This is a genomic window from Thiomonas intermedia (assembly GCF_002028405.1).
Lineage (GTDB): Bacteria > Pseudomonadota > Gammaproteobacteria > Burkholderiales > Burkholderiaceae_C > Thiomonas > Thiomonas intermedia.
Window position 1 is genome coordinate 1,952,881 of record NZ_CP020046.1, and the last position, 20,049, is coordinate 1,972,929.

Annotated in this window: 12 protein-coding genes; 9 read left to right on the forward strand and 3 right to left on the reverse strand. The window is 66.6% G+C overall.

Annotated features, from left to right (window positions below):
* The first annotated feature begins 74 nt into the window (after nt 1-74).
* Nucleotides 75-389, forward strand: a complete 315-nt coding sequence (locus BVH73_RS09075) for a plasmid mobilization protein (protein WP_079417988.1) — start codon at nt 75-77, stop codon at nt 387-389.
* Nucleotides 390-391: 2 nt separating this feature from the next.
* Complete coding sequence (locus tag BVH73_RS09080) at nt 392-598, forward strand: hypothetical protein (RefSeq protein WP_079417989.1); 207 nt, start codon at nt 392-394, stop codon at nt 596-598.
* A gap of 8 nt (nt 599-606) precedes the next feature.
* Here the strand turns inward: BVH73_RS09080 and tam are convergent, their stop codons facing one another.
* A complete protein-coding gene (gene tam / locus BVH73_RS09085) occupies nt 607-1,371 on the reverse strand; it encodes a trans-aconitate 2-methyltransferase (RefSeq protein WP_079417991.1) in 765 nt (254 codons plus the stop codon).
* A 217-nt stretch (nt 1,372-1,588) separates the two neighbouring features.
* Here tam and BVH73_RS15775 point away from each other — a divergent pair, with 217 nt between their 5' ends.
* Both BVH73_RS15775 and BVH73_RS09095 read left to right on the forward strand, forming a co-directional pair.
* Nucleotides 1,589-2,620, forward strand: coding sequence for a hypothetical protein (locus tag BVH73_RS15775; protein WP_154048461.1), 1,032 nt, complete (start codon nt 1,589-1,591; stop codon nt 2,618-2,620).
* A gap of 461 nt (nt 2,621-3,081) precedes the next feature.
* On the forward strand, nt 3,082-5,094 hold the full coding sequence (locus BVH73_RS09095) for a right-handed parallel beta-helix repeat-containing protein (RefSeq protein ID WP_169836769.1): 2,013 nt from the start codon (nt 3,082-3,084) through the stop codon (nt 5,092-5,094).
* Between the two features lie 40 nt (nt 5,095-5,134).
* On the opposite strand, the gene BVH73_RS09100 is transcribed toward BVH73_RS09095, so the two are convergent.
* Together BVH73_RS09100 and BVH73_RS09105 are read right to left on the reverse strand one after the other, a co-directional pair.
* The gene (locus BVH73_RS09100; protein ID WP_079417995.1) at nt 5,135-5,938 is read right to left on the reverse strand and encodes a carbon-nitrogen hydrolase family protein; all 804 of its coding nucleotides are present in this window, start codon (nt 5,936-5,938) and stop codon (nt 5,135-5,137) included.
* 39 nt (nt 5,939-5,977) lie between these two features.
* Nucleotides 5,978-10,276, reverse strand: a complete 4,299-nt coding sequence (locus BVH73_RS09105) for a YhdP family protein (protein WP_079417996.1) — start codon at nt 10,274-10,276, stop codon at nt 5,978-5,980.
* A gap of 204 nt (nt 10,277-10,480) precedes the next feature.
* On the opposite strand from BVH73_RS09105, the gene glnE reads away from it, so the two are divergent.
* The 5 genes from glnE (at nt 10,481) to BVH73_RS09135 (ending at nt 19,828) form a co-directional block, all read left to right on the forward strand.
* Nucleotides 10,481-13,204: a bifunctional [glutamate--ammonia ligase]-adenylyl-L-tyrosine phosphorylase/[glutamate--ammonia-ligase] adenylyltransferase gene (gene glnE / locus BVH73_RS09110; protein ID WP_079417998.1), complete on the forward strand. Its 2,724-nt coding sequence runs from the start codon at nt 10,481-10,483 to the stop codon at nt 13,202-13,204.
* 733 nt (nt 13,205-13,937) lie between these two features.
* Nucleotides 13,938-15,632, forward strand: a complete 1,695-nt coding sequence (locus tag BVH73_RS09120) for a proton-conducting transporter transmembrane domain-containing protein (protein WP_079418001.1) — start codon at nt 13,938-13,940, stop codon at nt 15,630-15,632.
* A 10-nt stretch (nt 15,633-15,642) separates the two neighbouring features.
* Nucleotides 15,643-16,407 carry a hypothetical protein gene (locus BVH73_RS09125; RefSeq protein WP_079420486.1) on the forward strand — a complete coding sequence of 255 codons (765 nt, stop codon included), beginning with the start codon at nt 15,643-15,645 and terminating at the stop codon, nt 16,405-16,407.
* Nucleotides 16,392-19,505, forward strand: coding sequence for a DUF2309 domain-containing protein (locus BVH73_RS09130; RefSeq protein ID WP_079418002.1), 3,114 nt, complete (start codon nt 16,392-16,394; stop codon nt 19,503-19,505). The genes BVH73_RS09125 and BVH73_RS09130 overlap by 16 nt, the downstream gene beginning before the upstream one ends.
* Nucleotides 19,502-19,828, forward strand: coding sequence for a P-II family nitrogen regulator (locus tag BVH73_RS09135; RefSeq protein WP_079418004.1), 327 nt, complete (start codon nt 19,502-19,504; stop codon nt 19,826-19,828). Before BVH73_RS09130 ends, BVH73_RS09135 begins: the two co-directional genes overlap by 4 nt.
* The last annotated feature ends 221 nt before the right edge of the window (nt 19,829-20,049 follow it).

Consider the following 20,049-nt stretch of genomic DNA (forward strand, 5'->3'; position numbering starts at 1 on the left):
GTTCAGCGTTGGCCGAAGTCACGGCGGCCTATGATGCCTTCAGGCCGCCCGCGAGGTGCGGCGCAAGGAGCATCATGGCCATCGTCACCGAACGCATCCCCATCCTCGTGACCGCAGAGCAGAAGGCACGGATCGCCCGCGCCGCCGAAGCCGCGGGGCTGTCCATGGGCGAGTACCTGCGCCGTGCCGCAGCCGCCTATGACCCCACGCAGGACGCTGACGCGTTCGACGCGGTGGCCGAGCAGATCCGGCTCAGCGCCGAACGCGCCAGCCGCGCCCTCGACGCCGCGCTGCAGGCCGTCGCCGCCTCCGAGCAGCGTCTGGCCCGGCTCGATCCGTCGCATCCGGCGGCGGCCTCCGCGCGCAAGCGCCGCGCCGCAGGAGCCTGATCATGGGCGTGACCGAAAAGCTCTGGGACGCGCTCACCACCGTGATCAAGATGAACGACAAGATCGAACGCCTCGCCGGCACCGTGGTCAGCCAACAGCAAAAGATCGAACAGCTCACCGAGCGCGTCATCCGCCTGGAAACCGCGCTCGAAATCGCCCTGGCCACACGCAGCGGCCCGCGGCGCATCGAGCACAAAACCCGTGAGTGAAGGCGGCCCTACCGCGTCGCCACCAGGAACAGACGCGGAAAGGGCAGAAGCACGGTGCCGTCGGCCTCGGCCGGATAGGCCTGCGCGATAGCCTCCGTGTAGACCCGAAGAAAGGCGCTCTGCTCGTCCTCGCTGAGCGGTCCGAGGAAGGGCCGCAGCGCCGTGCTCTTGAACCACGCCACGATGGCCGAGGGGCCGCCCTGGAGCACATGAAAATAGGTCGTGCGCCACAGATCCACCTGGCGGCAGAGCGGCTGCAGCAGCGAGAAATAGAAACGGGCATCGTGCCGTTGCGGATGTTGAACCGCGCCGATCTTGGCCTGCCACGGGCCACGGGCCGCCACGTCGCGCGCAAGCCGGTGCGCCGGCTCCTCCAGATTGTCCGGAGTCTGCACGGCCAGCGTGCCGCCCTCGGTCAGCTTGCTGACCAGATGCGGGTAGAGACTGGCATGGTCGGGCAGCCACTGCAGCGAGGCATTGGCGAGGATCACGTCATAGCGAGAGTCCGGGTTCCAGGTGGCAATATCGGATCGCTCGAACGTCACGGCCGGAAGCCTACGCCGGGCCGCCTCCAGCATGTCCTCGGCGTTGTCGGTGCCGCTGATGTGCGCAAGCGGGAACCGCTGCAGCAGCACCTCCGTCGAGTTGCCGGGGCCGCAACCCAGATCGACCGCCCGTCGCGCCGCCTCGTTCGGAATCGCGGCGACCAGGTCGCGTACGGGCCGTGTGCGCTCTCGTTCGAACAAGGTGTATTGCTGCGCTGACCAAGACATCGGTGTTCCTTTCTTTTGGATTTTGAATTGGAAAGATCATGTTGGCCCGAAGAAATCATTGCTCAGCAGGTCGAACGAAAAGGAGGCAAGTGTCGTTATGTGCGCGGGCGTGGGCACCTTGACATGCAAAGTTGTTTGAAGAAATATGTTACTAGTCTGTCATTTATTGCTGACATTCAATAAGTTTCATTCAATAAGTCGAAAATTTGGAGGTTATATGCAAAATATTTCACGTCTGGGTCTCGCCGTGGCCATGATCGCGCTGGGCGGTAGTCTTGCGGGGTGTGGTGGCGGCGGTGGCGGGGCTTCAACCGCGCAGTCGGCAACGCCGACCATGGCAATCACGGCAGACAACGGACAACAGGTCGCGGCTCAGGCGTTCTCTGGAACTGGAACCCTTTCACAAGGCGCCGCCGCCGCCGCCAGCCTGAAGGCGACTGGCGCCACGATGACGGGTCAGAGCAGTGTTCTTGGTTATTTGGCCAACTTCGCCGCTCAGCAAGCCCAGTCGACGATCGGGGCGAGGTCAAGTGTTGTCGCACCAATCGCTGCCAAGGCGGTGAATGAGACGACCACCTGTTCGGGAGGAGGCTCCTATGTGGTGACCGGAAATGTGTCGGACAGCGGGCAGGCAGCCGTAGGCAATACCCTCACGGCAACTTTCAGCAACTGCAACGACGGCACTGAAACGATCAACGGCTCGTTCGCACTCACGCTCACCGGCCTGAATCAGAGCTCGGACGGTACCGGCGGCAGCGCCAGCATGACCATGAACGCCAGTAATTTCAGTGTGGCCACTGCTAACTCCGGCGCGTCTTTGAATGGCTCCCTGTCGATATCGGTCCAGATCGTGGCGAGCAACAACGTCGCACAGTCCGAGCAGGTGAATCTCACAAGTCCTCAGATGACGCTCACGAGTTCCAATTACGGATCGCTGTCGATCCTGGGTCTGAACTACACCCTGTTCAACAACCTCACCAATGGAACCTGGTGGTTCTCTCAGGATGAAGCCGTGAACAACAACGGACAGGTGTTCAGTGTTCAAACGACCCAGAAATTTGCGGGCGCGGGGTGCGCATACCCTTCGAGCGGATCAGCAACCATTACCGGCAGCAAGTCAAGCGAAGTGGTGACGGCGATGTCGGGCAATCAGACGCAATTGCAGATCGACGCGAATGGTGACAACGCTGTTGACGCCTCACAGACCGTGCCAAGTAGTTCTGTCTTTGCGCTCATCTGCTTGAATTGATCCGGCTTGATCCGCGGCGCTGTTGCGATGGGGTTGGCCCGTACAAGGTGTCCGACCCCAAGCGCGCCTTCACGCACGGCCGATGTCAAGGGCTCGAAGGTATCGCGGCATGTCTCGTCAAAACCTTCTGCTGGACAGGCTGACTAGGCATTCGCTTTGCTCATGGACAGACTTTGCCCAAGGATCGATGACCAAGTCGCGACCCGGCTCAACCATCGTTTTCATGCATGTGGACGGGGCGACCCTTCTGGCGATCATAGTTCGCGATGACAGCCGGAGGAGTCGGGCAGAATGAGGAAATATCTCATTCCTGGCATGCAAGCCGATGGACGCCGCGGTGCGGCAGGCGGACCCCTTAATCCCGCCATCTCCAGCATCGGCGCGCACGCCAGCCTTTCCCTCTGCCGATTGAAAGAAAGACCATGTTGCGATGCATGCCGCGTTGGGCGGTGCAAGGGGCCATGGGTTGCCTCCTGATCGGCACGGCTCTGGGCCTCCAGGGCTGTGGTGGCGGGTCCGGGCCGAGCGCCCCGGGCGATGCCTGCGCCACCTACTGGGTGTCGACCGCGGGCAACGATGCCACGGGCGACGGCGGCATGGGGCAGCCGTTCGCCACGGTCGATCGGGCCAGGCTGGCCGTGCGCGGCGATCCCAGGCGGGGCGTCTGCAAGATCGACGTGAACATCATGGGCGGGGTGTATGCCTTGAAGGCGCCCCTCGTTTTCGATCCGCAGGACTCGGGCGCGCCGGGGCGCGAAGTGGTCTACCAGGCGGCGCCCGGCAACAACCAGCCGGTCGTTCTTTCCGGCGGGCTGCCGGTGAGCGGGTTTCAGTGCAACGGCGGCCGCTGCGTGGCGCCGGTGCCTGATCTTCCCTCGGGCGTGATGCCGCGTCAGTTCTATGTGGATGATCAGCGTGCCCTTCGGGCACGGTCGAATACGGCCACGCCGATCAACCCGGATTACCGATGGGTGAGCAACGGTTATCAGGCCGTGGGCACGCCGCTGGCCTTGACGCACCCGGAGCTGGTCGAGGCCGTCACGACCACGCAATGGAAGATGATGCGTTGCCCGGTGGGCGCCAACGCGGGAGGCGTTCTGAGCATGGTGAATCCGTGCTGGAACAACGCCAATACCTTTCCGAAGGAGTGGAGTTTTTACCAGCTTAGCTGGCTGGAGAACGCGCCGGAGTTTCTGACGGACCCCCATATGTGGTACCTCGATCCGTATGCGAAGACGGTCACCTATCTCATGGGCGCATCCACGCCGCCGCAAAGCGCCTATCTGCCGATTCTGGAGTCTTTGCTGCAGATTCAGGGGCGGCCGTCGGCACCGGTGACGGGGCTGCAGTTCCGCAATCTTCAGTTTGAATACGCGACCTGGCTTCTGCCCAACTCGGCCAATGGCTATGTCTCCGACCAGAGCGGCAACCTGCTGATCGGGAGCAATTACGCGACGAACCTCATCGGGCATCAGCAAACGACCTATCCGACCCCGGGCCATATCGCCCTGACGTATGCGCGCGACGTGGCTTTCGTCGGCAACACCTTCAAGCATTTGGGCGGGGCGGCGCTGTCGCTGGGAACGGGATGCCAGAACAACCTGATTCAACAGAATCACTTCGTCGACATCGCATCTTCGGCGCTGATCGTGGGAGGCATCAGCCCGCAGGACATGCGCCCCGATGCTTCGTCGGCCAACAGCGGCAATCAGATTCTCGACAACGTGATCGAAGCCACCGGCCAGGACTATTACGACACGGCGGCGATCTATGTGGGCTTCACCCGGGGCACCCAGATTTCCCACAATTCGATCGACAACGTGCCCTGGAGCGGAATCGCGATCGGCTGGGGCTGGGGCTTGCTCGATCCTTCGGGCTTTCCGGGACTGCCAGGCGCGACGCCAGCCATGTGGGGCAGCTTCGACACGCCCACGGTGTCGAGCGACAACCAGATCACCAACAACGTGATCAGCAACTTCCTCGAAAAACTGTGGGACGGCGGGGCCATCTACACCAATGGGGCCCAGGGCACGAGTTTCGCCAACGGCTTGCTGATCCAGGGCAATGTTGCCGAAGGCAAGCGGTCCAGCGCCGGGGGCAACATCTTTTACACCGATGGAGGCTCGCAGTTCATCACGATCAATCAGAACGTGGCGTTCAACGATCCGGTCGGAACGATCGATTTCGGTCCCTGCGGCTATCCGACCTCGTTCGAGGGCGCCGCGCTCTCGCAGGATCTCTGCCTGCTCACCGCGATCGTGCCCTATGGGGCCGACATGGGGGGCTGCCTGCCTGCGGGCAATCTGCGCTTCACCAACAACTATCTGGCCAATCCCTCGACCTTCTTCGACATCTGCCAGAACGCTCCTTACGTGCCGACCTCGACGCCGAACCTGGTCATGCAGAACATCGCCATCACATCGATGTCGGTGCCCGATGTGATCGCCATCGTGCAGCGCGCGGGGCCAAGATAGTCATCAGACTCAGCGTTTCGCCGCGCGGGCGGCGGCGAGGTCACACCACCCGGTGCCGCAGGGCGGGCAGGCTTTCGCGGTGTCTGGCGATGCGGTCGCGATCGAGGGTTGCGGTGACCACGGCTTCGCCCTCGGCCTGCATCGCGAGCACCTCGCCCCAGGGGTCGACGATCATGCTGTGCCCCCAGGTGCGGCGGCCGTTTTCGTGCACGCCGCCCTGCGCGCTGCCGAGCACATAGGCCAAGTTCTCGATGGCGCGGGCGCGCAGCAGCACTTCCCAATGTTTCTCGCCGGTGGTGTGGGTGAAAGCGGCGGGCAGGAGGTAGAGGTCGCAGGGCGCGGGGTTGGACAGCGCCCGGAACAGCTCGGGAAAGCGCAGGTCGTAGCAGATGGTCAGGCCGATGCGCAGACCTTCGCAGTCGAAGGCCACGGCCTGGGTGCCGGGCGTGATGCTGTCGGCTTCGGCGTAGCGCTCGGTGCCGCGCTGGAAGGCGAACAGGTGCATCTTGTCGTAGCGGGCCGCCTGTTCGCCCGCGGGGTTGAACACCAGCGTGGTGTTGAGCACGCGGTCGGGGTCGGGGCTTTCCAGCGGCAGGGTGCCGCCGACGATCCACAGTCCGTGGCGGCGGGCCGCATCGGCCAGAAAGTCTTGAATGGGGCCGCTGCCGGGCTTTTCGCGCAGGCGGACTTTGTCGGTGTCGGACCGACCCATGAGGCAGAAGTATTCGGGCAGCACGGCCAGCCGCACGCCTTGGGCTGCGGCCTGGGCGAGCAGACCCTCGGCGCGTTGCAGGTTGGCGGCGGCGGACGTGCCGGAGACCATCTGGAGGGCTGCGATTTTCATGGTGGCGTGCGGTGAGGCTGTCGGTTCATTCAGCTTACGTCAGGGCGCCGCGGGCGTGGCGTCTGCGGCTGAATGGCCCCCACGCTCGCTTGCGCTCGCTGCCCCACCCAGGGGGCTGCCCCCGCCTTGGGGCGGCCCTGCGCCGGGGCCAGGGCTGCCGAGCGAAACCTCGTTGACGATGGGGGTGACCCAGGTGCCGGTGATGTCGTACACATGGGTGAAGGCCCGCGCGAGGGGTTCGCGGGCGATGTATTGCGCCAGGAAAGTGCCCAGGCCGACGACGGGGTTCACCAGGGCGTAGGCGAGCGATGCGGCGCCCGCGTTGATGTTGGGCACTACGACCACGCGCAGGTTCTGGGTCTCGGTGGAGAGGTTGGTCTGGCCTTCGATGCGCACCGTGGCCGAGACGCCGCTCATGCGGAAGTCGCGCGTGCTGGCGATGCCGCTGTCCACGCCGACGTCGGCATCGACCTTGTCGAAGGCGAATCCCGACGAGAACAGGTCGCGGAAATCCAGGGTCAGGCGGCGCGGCAGGCTTTGCAGGCTGAGCACGCCCAGCAGCTTGGCGATGCCGGGATCGGCCTTGAGGAACTGGCCGCTGCCGAGCTGCAGCTTGAACTGCCCGTTCAGGCTGGGGAAATCGAGATTGAGGGGCGAACCCAGCCACGCCAGATTGCCGGTGATCTCGCCTTTGCCCCCCTTGAGCAGGCCGGGCTTGCCCAGGGTGGCGAGCAGGCCGCCGGCATCGCCGACGGCAAGCTTGAACTGCATGGTCGTGCGGCGGGCCGGCGTTGCGGCGTCGGCGCTGCCGGGCACGGCGAGCTGCGTGCCCAGGGTGGACCAGGTGCCGCTGCCCGTGAGCACGTTGTCGGGGGTGGCGAGCTCGAAATGGGTGAGCTGCCACTGCTTGCTGCCGTCCACGCGCCCGCGGTTGACCGCCTGCACCTCCAGATGCGTGAAGCGGTGTCCTTGCAGATCGACGTTGTCGGCCACGATGTCCAGGGCCGGAATGCTTCTGGGCTGCTCGTTGAGGAGGTGCTCGACGTCTGAATCGCTCGACTTGGGCAGCTCCAGCCGGGCCAGACGCGCGCTGAGCGTGCCAGGGCTGTTGCCCTGGCCGATCTGCCAGCCGATGTAGCCCGACATCTGGCGCGAGTTCACGTTGGCCTGCAGCAGATCGCCGCTGCGATGGCCGCCGACCACGACCTGATTGATCACGCGGCTCATCAGCGTGAGGCGGCCGATGTCGAACGCGGCGGTGGTGGGCAGAAGGGCGGCCAGTCCGCGGGTCTCCGCAGCGGCGGCCAGAACGGGGGGCGCCGGGGGGACTGTCGTCTCGCTGCCGAGCAGGGGCTTGAGGGCGGCGTCCCAGGCGTCGAGATCGAGCACCGGCAGCTTGACGTTCGCCTGCACCGAGTGTTCGGGCTGCGGCAGCGCGGCCTGGGGGCCGATGGCCAGCCCACCGCTGACGACGCGAAAATCGGCGCCGGTACCGGTCGTGGCCGGGGAATCTTCCAGCACGTATCGCGCGCGTGCCAGACCGCCCAGATCGATCTGCACCGCGTGGCGGCGGCTGCCGTCAGCGGCCGCGGGCAGTGGGGCGCGGGTGTAGAGCAGCGATTCGGGCGCGCTGGCCGGCTTGCCCAGCGGCGGCGGCAGATCGATGGCGGCGCCCACCAGATTGCTGCGCAGCTCCAGCGTCGCGTCGTCGCTGCCGCGCGCTTGGGTGATGCCCAGGGTGTAGGGCGCCTGCCCCTGCAGCACCTTGCCGAGGGTCTGCATCCATTCGGCCTGAGCGCCGCGCAGTCCGCTGCTGCTGAAACTGCCGCTGGCCTGCAACTGCAGCGGCCCGCCCGCCTGCTGGCCGCCGCGCAGGGTGAGGGGGCCGCCGAGCACGTCAGGCGCGTTGAGCGCGAGGTTGAACCCGCCGTGGTTGAACGCCACCGTGCCGCGCACCTTGGTGAAGCGCGGCAGATCGCGGCTCCACGACACGTCCACGCCCTGCAGAGTGGCCAGCCCTTTGAGGGTGGTGCCGTCGAGATGGTCGAGGGGCAGGGTGAGGGCGAGGTCGAGCGCCACCGGGCCCTGGGCCTGCACGTCGTCGAACACGCCGCCGAGCTGCCGGTTGATCGGGCTGTCGACGAGGTAGCGCAAGGCGTCGCTCGCGGGCGCCTGGGCCTTGCCGCTGATGCTGAGCACGCCCTGGTCGAAGCTCGGCAGGCTGCCGTTGACCCCGCTGATGCGCGCACCCAACGCCCGCGCCGAGGCGTTGCGCACCTCCAGGCTGTGCGAGGTCACCCGCAGATCGCCGTTGACCTGGGTGAACTCGGGCCACTCGGCGTTGGCGTGCACGCTGTCGGCGCGGGCGGTCTGCCCGGGCGGCAGCAGGTTTCGCGGGGCGTAGTTGAACACCCCGTTCTCGATCTGCGCATTCACCTCGAAGGTGCCGCCCCGGGCGGGGGTGTCGAAGGGGAAGTCTTCGAGCTGGCCACGAACCGAGAAGTCGACCTTGCGCGCGCTGCCTGCCGCAACGGCGCTGCGCAGATAGTCGCGGGTGTGCAGGGGTATGTCGATGGGCAGATAGCGCCATACCGCCCGGGCGTCGGCGCGGGTGAGCTGGCCCTGCAGATCCATGCTGCCCAGGCCGTGCGCCGCGGCGCGCCAGGTCAGCGTGGCGCGGCCGGCCGCGTCGGCATTGGCGAAGTCGAAGCGGCGGGTGCTGACCTGCCACTGCCCGGCGGTGTCGCGGGTCCAGTCGAGATCGGCGCGCAGGCTGTCGAAACCCAGCCTGGCCGGGGCGTAGATCAAGGGCAGGTCCAGCCCGCCTCGGGTCAGCCGGAGCTGCGCCTGGCCGCCGTCCTGCGAGGCCTTGAGCGTGCCCGACAGGCCGTCGACGCCCGGCAGGTCGGCCGGTAGATGCAGGGCCAGGGCCGCGGCCTTGCCGCGCTCGATCAGGGGACGGGTATCGGCGGGCGGCGTGCCCTCGCCCGCACCGGCGGGGCTGTTCCAGCGCAACGCGGTGAAATCGGCCTGGACGTCATAAGTCGGCGGCGGGCTGCTGAGCGCCACGCCCTGGGGCCAGCGGGCCTGCGCCTCGAAGCGGTCGATGCGGCCCTGCGGCTGCAGCGCGGCCAGGCGAGCCTGCCAGAGCGCGGGCAGCGGCAGGCGTTGCGCCACGGCGGCCAGGGCGCCGAGATCGAGCGCGCCGGTCTGCAGTCGGCCCTGGGCGGCCTCACCCGGGGGGTGCTGCCATTGCCAGTCCACGCTGACGGGGGCCAGAGACTGGCCCTGGGCCGTGCGGAATTGCAGATGCTGCACGCTGGCCTTCTCGCCGCCGGGCAGCGGAGCCCAGGTCATGCGGGTGGAGAGGGTGTCGAGCGCGATGGGGGGCAGCCCCGGGGGCGTGCTCAGCGCGTCGGGGGCGTCGTGGGGGGGGAGTTGAACGGCGATGCCGCGCAGCGCCAGATCGGCGGTGAAGGCGGTCGGGGCGCCCTGGTCGAACTGCGTCCAGGCGCGCACCGAGCCGCGGCCGGTCTGGGTCTGGGCGGGCAGGGTCAGGGGGAGCTGGGGTTGCAGGGCCGCCAGATCGACGTCGGCAACCTCGCCGTACAGCGTGCCCTTCCAGCGCGCGAAGTCGGCGGTGTGACGCAGGAAGAACGGCTGGCGGAAACTGGCGCGCAGATCGATGCGGCCGCCGAAACCCGCGGGCGGCATCGCGGTGAGCGCGGCGCGGTGCGTCACCAGGGCGTTGCGCAGCAGGAGGTTGACCTGCGTGAGCGGCAGGGGCGGTGCGTGCTGCGCGGCGTTCACCCAGGTGAGGCGGCTGTCGAGAATCAGGATTTCGTTCTGGCTGAACAGCCAGTCGGCGAACTGCTGCGCAGCCTCGTTCTTGCCCGACCCGGAGACCGCGAAACGGATGCCGCCGACCTCCAGATGGTCGGCGTCGGTTCGCGTCACCGTGAGATTGGCGCCGCGGATCACCAACTGGTCGAACGTGAGGGCGAGGCGGGAGAGGCTTTTCCACGAGGGCGCGGCGTCCACCTCGGCGAACTGCAGCGCGGGCTGGCCCTGCGGGCCGTCGATGCGCACATCGTGCAGGGCAAACTGCGGCATCAGGCCGTGCCACTGGGTCTGGATCGCGCCGATGTGCACGGGCAGCCCCAGGGCCCGGCTGCTGGCCTGCTCGACCCAGGGGCGGAACTGCTGCGCATTCGGCAGCACGGCGTAGCGCAGCGTCAGCAGACCCGCGCCCAGCACGAAATACACCGTGAGCACGAGCAGAACAGCCGCTTCCCAGATCCGGGTGGCGGCGCGCAGCGAGAGATGGAGCAGAGACAAGGGATGCGGCGTCAGGCGGGTCGATCGACGGGTCGATGGTAGTGAATCGGCGCCTTCGCAAAGCCCTGAATAGCCCGCCGCCTGGGCGGGTTGAGCCCTCCAGTCGTTTCCTTGACTCCCTCGGTGGGGCGTTCCTCAGGCCCGGTGCAGCATTGCGGTGGCTGGAATATGCTCCGCCCTCATTGAAGTTGCCGGACCCGCCCGATGGAGTTGTCGCAGTTTTCCCGCTTTTATCGTCGCCATGTCGGCCGGTTCGACGATGTGCTGGCCTGCTGGCCGCCCGACATTCCGACACGGCGGGAACTCGATGCGTCGATCGCCACGCTGATGCGGCAAGGCGCTGCGCTGCCCGCCGCGCTGCGCCGGGTGCGCAATGCCTTGATGCTGCGGCTGATCGAGGCCGATCTGGCCGGGGCGCCGCTGGAGGCGGTCTGCATCGGCATCAGCGACCTGGCCGAAAGCGTGGTGGCGGCGGGGCTGGGTGCGGCGCATGCCGAGCTGCAGGCGCGCTTCGGCGTGCCGCGTACCGCCACAGGCGACGAGGCGCAGTTTCTGGTGGTGGGCATGGGCAAGCTCGGCGGACGCGAGCTCAATGTCTCGTCCGACATCGATCTGGTCTTCGTGTACGACGACGATGGCGAGACCGACGGCGCCGTCAGCCTGAGCAATCAAGAGTATTTCGGTCGCGTGGTGCGCGCCTTCGTGCCGCTGCTGTCCGACGTCACCGGCGACGGCTTCGTGTTCCGGGTCGACACCCGGCTGCGTCCCAACGGCGACAGCGGCCCGCCCGTCGTCAGCCTGGCGATGCTGGAAGAGTATTTCCTGGTGCAGGGGCGCGAATGGGAGCGGTTTGCCTGGCTCAAGTCGCGCGTGGTGTCGCCGCTGCAGACCCCGGCGGCCCTGCAGGCCGCGCAGAGTCTGGCGGCGGTGGTCGAACCTTTCGTCTGGCGCCGCTATCTCGACTTCGGCATGCTTGAAGCCCTGCGCGCCCTGCACCGGCAGATCCGCGCCGAGGCCACCAAGCGCGCCGCGGCCCGCCCCGACAAGGCCAATGATGTGAAGCTGGGGCGTGGCGGCATCCGCGAGATCGAATTCACGGTGCAGCTCTTGCAGGTGGTGCGTGGCGGGCGCATGCCGCAGATCCGCGAGCGTGCCACCCTGCCGGCCCTGCAGCTGCTGGTGGCGCAGGGATTGCTGCAGGCCGACGCGGCCGAGCGGCTGGCGTCGAGCTATCGGTTTTTGCGTCGGCTGGAGCACCGCATCCAGTATCTCGACGATGCCCAGACGCACAGCCTGCCCGCCGACGATGCCGACCTGCACGCCCTGGCCTGGGCCATGGGTTTTGTGGACGACGACGCGCAGCGCCGCGGCGCCTGTCCCAAGGGCTGCAAGCTGCTGCGCGAGCTCGACAGCGTGCGCGAGTTCGTGGCCAGCGAGTTCGACGCGCTGCTGCACAACGGCCCGCAATGCACCGGCTGCAGCAAACCGCCGGAAAACCTGGACGCGGTGCGGCACCGGCTGGCCAAGGCAGGGTTGGCGCAGGACGCCATCGTGGCGCGGCTGAAGGCGCTCGAGACCTCGCCACGCTACACCGCGCTGAGCGATATGGGACGGCTGCGGCTGCTGCGCGTGCTCGATCGCGCCATCGGCATGGCGGCCGAGCGCCCCAGTGCGGAGATCTGCCTGAGCCGGGTCATCGACCTGCTCGAAGCCATCGGGCGGCGCGAAACCTATCTGGCCTTTTTTGCCGAGCAGCCCGCCGCGCTCGCCCGGCTGTGCGCGGTGCTGGAAACCTCGGCCTGGGCCACCGATTACATCAAGCGCCATCCGGCCGTGGTCGACGAGCTCATCGCGCCGCCCAGCGAGCGCTTCAACGCCCAGGAGTATCGGCAGGGCCTGTTGCAGCAGCAGGTTCGCGCGCTCGAATCGGCCCGCTGGGATGCCGGCGAGGGCATGGATCTGCTGCGGCAAGGCTTTCACGCCGAGATGTTCCGTACCCTGTCGCGAGATCTGGCCGGGCTCATCAAGGTCGAGCAGGTGGCCGATGAACTCTCCGCCCTGGCCGATGCCACCGTGCAACTGGCGCTGGAGTGGTGCTGGAGGGAATTGCCGCAAAAACACCGCGAACAGCCGGCATTCGCCGTCATCGCCTACGGCAAGCTCGGTGGCAAGGAGTTGGGCTACGGCAGCGATCTCGACATTGTCTTTCTATACGACGACAAGGCCGACGAAGCCCAGGACATCTACGCCGCCTTCGCCCGCAAGCTGGTGTGGTGGCTGACCGCGCATACCGCGGCGGGCCGCCTGTTCGAGATCGACACCCGGCTGCGCCCCAATGGCAACGCGGGTTTGCTGGTGACCAGCCTGGAGGCCTTCGATGCCTACCAGCGCGGGCGCGGCAGCAATACGGCCTGGACCTGGGAGCATCAGGCCCTTACCCGGGCGCGGTGCTGCGCGGGCGACCTGGCCATCGGCGTGCGCTTCGAGGCCATCCGCACCGCGGTGCTCACGACCCCGCGTGAGGTGCAGGCCCTGCGCACCGAAATCCTGGCCATGCGGCAGAAAGTGGCCGACGGCCATCCCAATCGCAGCGCGCAGTTCGATGTGAAGCACGATCCCGGAGGCATGGTCGATGTGGAATTCGCGGTCCAGTTCCTGGTGCTGGCCCACGCTGCCGACTATCCGCAGCTCACCGCCGATCTGGGCAACATCGCCCTGCTCGGCATGGCCGAGACCCTGGGCCTGCTGCCCGCCGGCGTGGGCCGACCTTCGGCCGACGCCTACCGCGAGCTGCGACGCATCCAGCACCGGGAGCGGCTGGCCGGCGCCGATGCAGCCCGCGTGGCAGCCGACAGCCTGCAGCCCGAACGCGCCGCCGTCCATGCGCTCACCCGTGCCGTGTTTGGCGCGGAAGGCTCGCAGCCGTAGGCCCTGCCGACCTCTTGATGCGCCACATTGCAGTTTGAGACGGCGCCTCCTCACCCTGTCCTCCCCGCAAGTGGAGACGGAGCAAACACGCCTCCCTCGCCTTGCGGGGAGATTGGGAGGGGTTTACGCAGACCACGCGCAGCGCCTTTTACGCCTCTTCCATCTCGAGGGGAGGTTGGGAGGGGCTTACGCAGACCACGCGCAGCGCCTTTTACGCCTCTCCCATCTCGCGGGGAGGTTGGGAGGGGCTTACGCAGATCACGCGCAGCGCCTTTTACGCCTCCCCCACCTTGTGGGGGAGGTTGGGAGGGGGAGTGCGTTGTACGGCATGGCCCATGAACCCTTCATCCTGTTCCAGTCCGGATCAATATAGATATAGGCGTCGTTCAAGGCGCGCTGGGCCGGCCGGGTTTCCAGGCCCCCATGGTGACCGCTATTGGCCGGAGCCTGGCCCTCGGGGAGCCCTGCCGATTTCTCTTCTCGTTTTTCGTCACGGGCCGTCGGCCGGACAGCCTCCCGAGGCAACACGGTGGAGGCGATCCATAAGTTTAGATTTGATGAACTGAGAGACAGAATTTATAAATTTTCCTTACCTAGGGGGGCGAATAGGATGTGCCCCTGTCATCGGCCTCGGGGCTGATGGCCATGCTGCCGGGGCGGTTCGAGACGTTTTCAAGCCGCCTGTTCCGTTCAATCTGTTCTGCAGACTTTCGCTCACAGAGCCCCAAGCCCGATGAACTGGATCGATGTCGCTGTGCTGGCCCTTCCGGCCCTGCCCTTGTTGTCCGCCGCGCTGCTGCCCTTGTTATGTGGGCAGAGACGTCGGCGTGCCGCCCGCTGGAGCATTCTGTTCACGACCCTGACGGTCCTGCTGGCGCTGGTGCTGTTGGTTCACCACCTGCGCAGTGCGGAAGGGGAGCCCTTGTTCGTCGGTGTGGCCCAGATCGGTCTGCTGCTCGACCCGCTCAGCCTGGCCATGTCGGTCCTCGTGGCGGGCATCAGCCTGATCGTGCATGTGTATTCGCTGAACTACATGGCCGATGAGCCGGGCTATGTGCGCTTCTTCTCCCTGCTCGATCTGATGACGGCGTCCATTCTGCTGATGGTGAGCGCCGGGGATCTGCTCACACTGCTGGCCGCCTGGTTTGCGGTGGGGCAGCTGCTCTATTTCCTGTTGGGCCACAACACCGAACGCGAGGCGGCGGGCCGCTACGCCTTCTGGACCTTCATCACCTACCGCCTGGGCGATCTGCCCCTGGTCGGCGCGGCGCTGTTGCTGGTCAAGGCCTATGGCGTGTGGGATCTGCCCAGCCTGTTCGCCCGTGTGGCGGCCGATCCGCATGTGCAGCTCGGTGGCGTGGCGGTGGTGCCGCTGGCCGGGCTGCTGGTGGCCCTGGCGGCGTTCGCCCGCTCGGCTCAGTTTCCGCTGCACATCTGGCTGCCTTACACCATGGATGGCCCCACGCCGGTGTCGGCGCTGATGCACGCAGGCATCGTCAATGCCGGTGGCTTTCTGTTCAACCGTTTCGCGCCGCTGCTCATTCACGCGCCGGATGTGCTGCACCTGGCCTTCGTCGTGGGCCTGGTGACGGCGCTGCTCGGTTCGGCGCTGATGCTCACCCAGAACGACATCAAGAAATCGCTGGGCTATTCGACCATGGGGCAGATGGGCTTCATGATCATGGAGTGCGGGCTGGGAGCGTTCTCGCTGGCGGTCTATCACCTCATCGCCCACGGACTGTTCAAGGCCACGCTGTTCCTCAGTTCGGGCAATGTGATCGGCGACACCCGGCGCGACGACGGCGTACCCGCCGACGACATCTACACCTTCGTGGTCGAACGTCGGCCGCTGCGCGCGGTGAAGGTGCCCTGGCTGCTGGCCGCGCTGATCACCGTGCTGGTGCCTGCGGTGGTGCTGGGGTTGTCGCACTGGCTGGTGGCGGCGGACTTTTTCCACAAGCAGGGCGCGGTGGTGCTGCTGTTCTTCGGCTGGGTGACGGGCGCGCAGGTGTTCTTCTCGATCCACAAGCTGCCGAGCGAGAACCCGTGGCGCTCGCTGACCATGATCTTCCTGTCGTTCCTGATCGTGGTGGTGGGTTACACGCTGATCGCGCATGTGTTCGAGGCCTTCCTCTATCCCGATCCGGTGCTGCGCGATGCGACCTATGCCGCGGCGGGCATCAATCTGCTGGCCTTCGACCTGATGATCATTTTCCTCACCCTGGCGCTGGTGGGGGCCTGGCTGGTGACGTTCTATGCCCAGTCGCTCGATCTCGAGGGGCGGCCGGGCACGCTTTGGAACGCCATCTATCTCAATCTCTACACCCTGATCTCGCGCGAGTTCTACGTCTCTGATGTCTACACCCAGATGTCGCGCGGCGCGGTGGCCGCGGCCAAGCGGGTGAATGTCTGGCTGCGTTGGGTCTGAGGAGCGCATGATGATCGAACTGCTCGTGTGTGCCGTCGTGCTGCTGCCTCTGCTGCCGTTCAGCCTGGGCGTCAACGCGGTGCTGCAGGCCTTGCCGGCCTGGCTGCGCGCCCTGCTGCTGGTCGCTCTTCCCGTGGCCGGCGCCTATGTCCTGGGCGGCGTGGCCGTGCCTGTGGGGCCGCTGGCCCGGGTCATTCAGGTGCTCGCCGCAGTCACGGCCCTGCTCTACGCGTGGCGGCTGTTGGCGGTGCGCGAACTCTTTGTCTGGGCGCGGTTGCAGGCCAGCTCGTCCTGGCCCTTGGTCTGGCTGGCCTGGCTGTACGGCATGCCGGATGATCGCCTCATCGCCGTGGCGCTGGGCTTGAGCCTGCCTGCCGCGGTGCTCACCCTGCTGGCCTGCGCGCTGCGCCGCCGTCTGGGGGGCGCGTATCTGGGTCTGCGCGGGCGACTGGGGCCGGCCTATCCGCGACTGACCGGCGCCTTGGTGGTGGCCCTGCTGGCCGCCCTGGCGGCGCCGCCGTTTCCTGGCTTCTTCGCCCTTCTGGCGGTGCTATTCGCAATGCCCGCGGTCTGCGTGTTCACGGTGCTGGGCGTCTGGATTCTCTGGAGCTGGGCGGCGGCATTGTTGTGGCAGCATGGTTTGTTCGGTGACCCCTGGCCGCGGCCCGTGGGGACATCGGATCTGTCGGTTTCCGCGGGCGCGGTCTGGGTGCTGCTGGCGCTGATCGCGGTGTCTCTGGGTCTCATGGGGAGTTGGGCATGGTGGATGCGCTGAATCTGGGCAAGCGCCTGCGCGTGCGCTCGACCGCCTACGTGGCGGGGGAGCCGGTTCCGTTTTTCTGGCCGATGCGCACCTTCATTCATCACAACCCGCTCTACGGTCTGGAGGACATGCCGTTCGAGCAGGCGGTGCGCCGTGGCGCTGAGCTGTTTCATGCGCGCATGTTCCTGCCGCGCAGCAACTATCGGCACTGGCAGGGTGAAGGCAAGGTCCGGCAGGCCACGCTGGTCGACGAAATTGCGCGGCGCTCGCAGGCCCTGCCCGCGGTGCCGGGCATCGACTGGCCCCGCTGGCTGATGGGCCTGATGCAGTCGGCGCATGACCGCGATGGCGTGGTGCCTGGGGTGCAGGCGCAGGACGTTCACGCCGCGCTGCATGGCCAGCAGGCTTCGCCCCAGGCGGTGGATGTGACCGGCCTGCTTCCCGGTCTGCGGCAGCGTCTGCACGACCGCACCCTGCCTGCGGCGGTGGATGCGCTGTGGGGTACCCGGATGGCCGACGAGCTCGACGAGCTGGTGATCAAGAGCTGTCTCGATTTCTTCGACGAAGACCAGTCGTCCTGGCGCATGCCTGGGCGCGAGCGCGGCCTGTTTGCCGCCTGGAGCGAGATCGCGCGGCGCAATGCGCGCCTGTTCCTGCGGGGGCTGCATGTGCGGCGCATCCTCGATCAGGTGCAGGATGCCGAGAATGCCGTGGTGCACGTCATGGAAGAAATGGGCATCGATACCGACGAATGGCCGGCCTATTTCACCCACGAGCTCACCCGGCTGCACGGCTGGACGGGCTTCGTGCGCTGGCGTTCGTCCGCCAAGCATTACTACTGGGCGCAACGCTACCCCGCCGACGTCGTCGATCTGCTGGCCATTCGTCTCGTGGTGGGGTTGGCGCTGCTGCAGGAAAGCTCGCGCCAGCGCCGCACCCCGGTACGCCGCGATCAGTTGGATGCCCTGTTGCGCGAACGCAGCGCCGAATGTCTGCTGCGCGAAGCCTTTCATGGCGGCCAGGTGCTGCCGGGCTGGGCCCAGCGCATCGACGACGCGCTGTCGCGCGGCAACTGCGCCCGATGTGACGATCTGCTGCAGCGCTACTGGCCGCTCTGGCAGGCCCAGCTCGGGCATGAACAGGCGGCCGAACTCCGCGAACTGGCCGCCGCCGCGCAGGCCACGGCGGCGCTCGAGGCGCTGACGCCCGAGGGCATTGCAGGACTGCTGGAGGGCCTGCAGGCCTTCGCCCCGCAGGAAGGCATGGTGTGGACGCTGGGGATGGAGGCACAGTCCATCGACCATCTGCTCGCCCGGGTTCAGGTGCCGCAGGATCTGCCCGCGGGCAAGCGGCCGTTCGCCCAGGCCTGGTTCTGCATCGATGTGCGGTCCGAGCCCATCCGGCGCCATCTCGAACGTGTGGGCGATTACCAGACCTTCGGCATCGCCGGCTTCTTCGGCGTGCCCGTGGGCTTTCTCGGCTACGGCAAGGGCAGCGAGAGTCATTTCTGTCCGGCGGTGGTCACGCCCAAGAACCTCGTGCTGGAACTGCCGGCCGCGCTCGACCCCAACGACGAAGACTTCGTCAGCACCCTCGGCCATGTGCTGCACGACCTCAAGAGTTCGGTGCTCTCGCCCTACGTCACCGTGGAGGCGGTGGGCATGCTGTTCGGACTGGATCTGTTCGGCAAGACCCTCGCGCCGCTGGGCTACAGCCACTGGCGCAGCCGCATCGACGCGGAGAAGCCGGTCACCCGCCTGCTGGTCGACAAGCTCACCCGCGAACAGGCCGATTCCATCATCCGCACCCTGCAGCGCGCGATGATCGTCAAGGCCTTGCACGCCGAACTGCACATCGAGCGCGAGCGCGTGGACGACGACATGATCCGCGAACTGCGCGAAACCGCGCTGCGCCACCGCGACGGCCCGACGCGACTGCGCACGGCCTTCGGCGTGCCCGACAAGCAGGAGGCCGATTTCATCGACAAGCTGCGCGAGGACTACCGCGTCGACGCCGACTACGCCAACTATCAGCTCGTGCGCCTGGGCCGCATCGGCTATTCGCTCGACGAACAGGTCAACTACGTTCACACCGCCCTGACCATGATCGGGCTGACGGGCAACTTCTCGCGCTTCGTGCTCATCGTCGGCCACGCCGGGAAGACCGAGAATAACCCCTACGAGTCGGCGCTGGACTGTGGCGCCTGCGGCGGCGGCAGCGGCCTGGTCAACGCCCGCGTGCTGGCGCAGATGGCCAACAAGACCGCCGTGCGCGAGCGTCTGGCGACCATGGGCATCACCATTCCCGAAGACAGCTGGTTCCTGCCGGCGCTGCACACCACCACGACCGACGCCATCGAGCTGCTCGACCTCGACCTGCTGCCGCCGCGACATCTGGTGTATCTGGAGCGTCTGCGCAACGGTCTGCGGGCGGCCTCGCGGCTGGCGGCGGCCGAGCGCATGCCCAAACTGCTGCCGCACAAGCGCGAGCTCGATCCCGCGCAGGCCTATCGCACGGCGCAGCGTCTGTCGGTCGACTGGGCGCAGACGCGGCCCGAATGGGGGCTGTCGAAGAACGTCTACGGCATCGTCGGGCGTCGCAGCCTCACCCAGGCGGCGGATCTCGAGGGACGTCCCTTCCTGCTGTCGTATGACTGGCGCTGCGATCCCAAGGGCCGACTGCTCGAAAACCTGCTCGCCGCGCCGGTGGTGGTGGGGGAATGGATCAATCTGGAGCATTTCTTTTCCACCGTGGACAATGCCCACCTGGGCAGCGGCAGCAAGGCCTATCACAACGTCGCTGGGCGCTTTGGCGTGATGACCGGCAATCTGAGCGATCTGCGCACCGGCCTGCCGATGCAGACCGTGATGCGCGAGGGACAGCCCTACCACGAGCCGATGCGGCTGATCGCCCTCATCGAGGCGCCGCTCGACTTTGCCGGGCGCGCGCTGCAAAGCGTGGTCAAGGTGAAGAACCTGGTGCTCGGCGGCTGGATTCGCGCCATCGTCATCGACCCCACCCAGGGCTACAAGCCTTTCGTCTACAACCATGGGCAATGGGAAGAGCGCGCGCCGCTCGTGCCCCAGACTCAGGAGGATCTCGTCGCATGAACGCCATCAAGCTGCATCCGCTGAAAAAGCTGGAAATCATTCTGGAAGGGGCGCACAAGGAATTCGCCACCGACCTGCTCGACCGTGCCGGTGTGAAGGGTTACACCATCGTCGGCAACCTGTCGGGCAAAGGCAGTCACGGCATGTACGAAGGCCACCTCATGTTCAATGAGGACGATGCGCTGATTATGATCATCGCTGCCGTTCCCGAGGAGCTGGTCGGCCCGCTGCTCGAAGGCTTTCAACCGTTCTTCGAAGCGCATTCGGGCGTGGTTTTCGTCTCCGACATTCAGGTGGGGCGGCCGGTCAAGTTCAGGAACTGAGCAGCGGTGCCGAAGGGTGCTTTCTGTTCAGATAAATTTAACGAATGTGTTGCCGATATAAATTGATTCTTATGAGTGCGGGGCAGTATCCTTCAGTCCGCTTTCAAGGATGTGTGGCTTGTGTCCGGGCTTTCTGGCCTGCTCGGCCGCGTTAAATCCCAGGCAGCGCAGCAAGGCAGACCGCTCCGGCGGCTTGTGCGGAGCTGCGGTTAAGCAGTGAT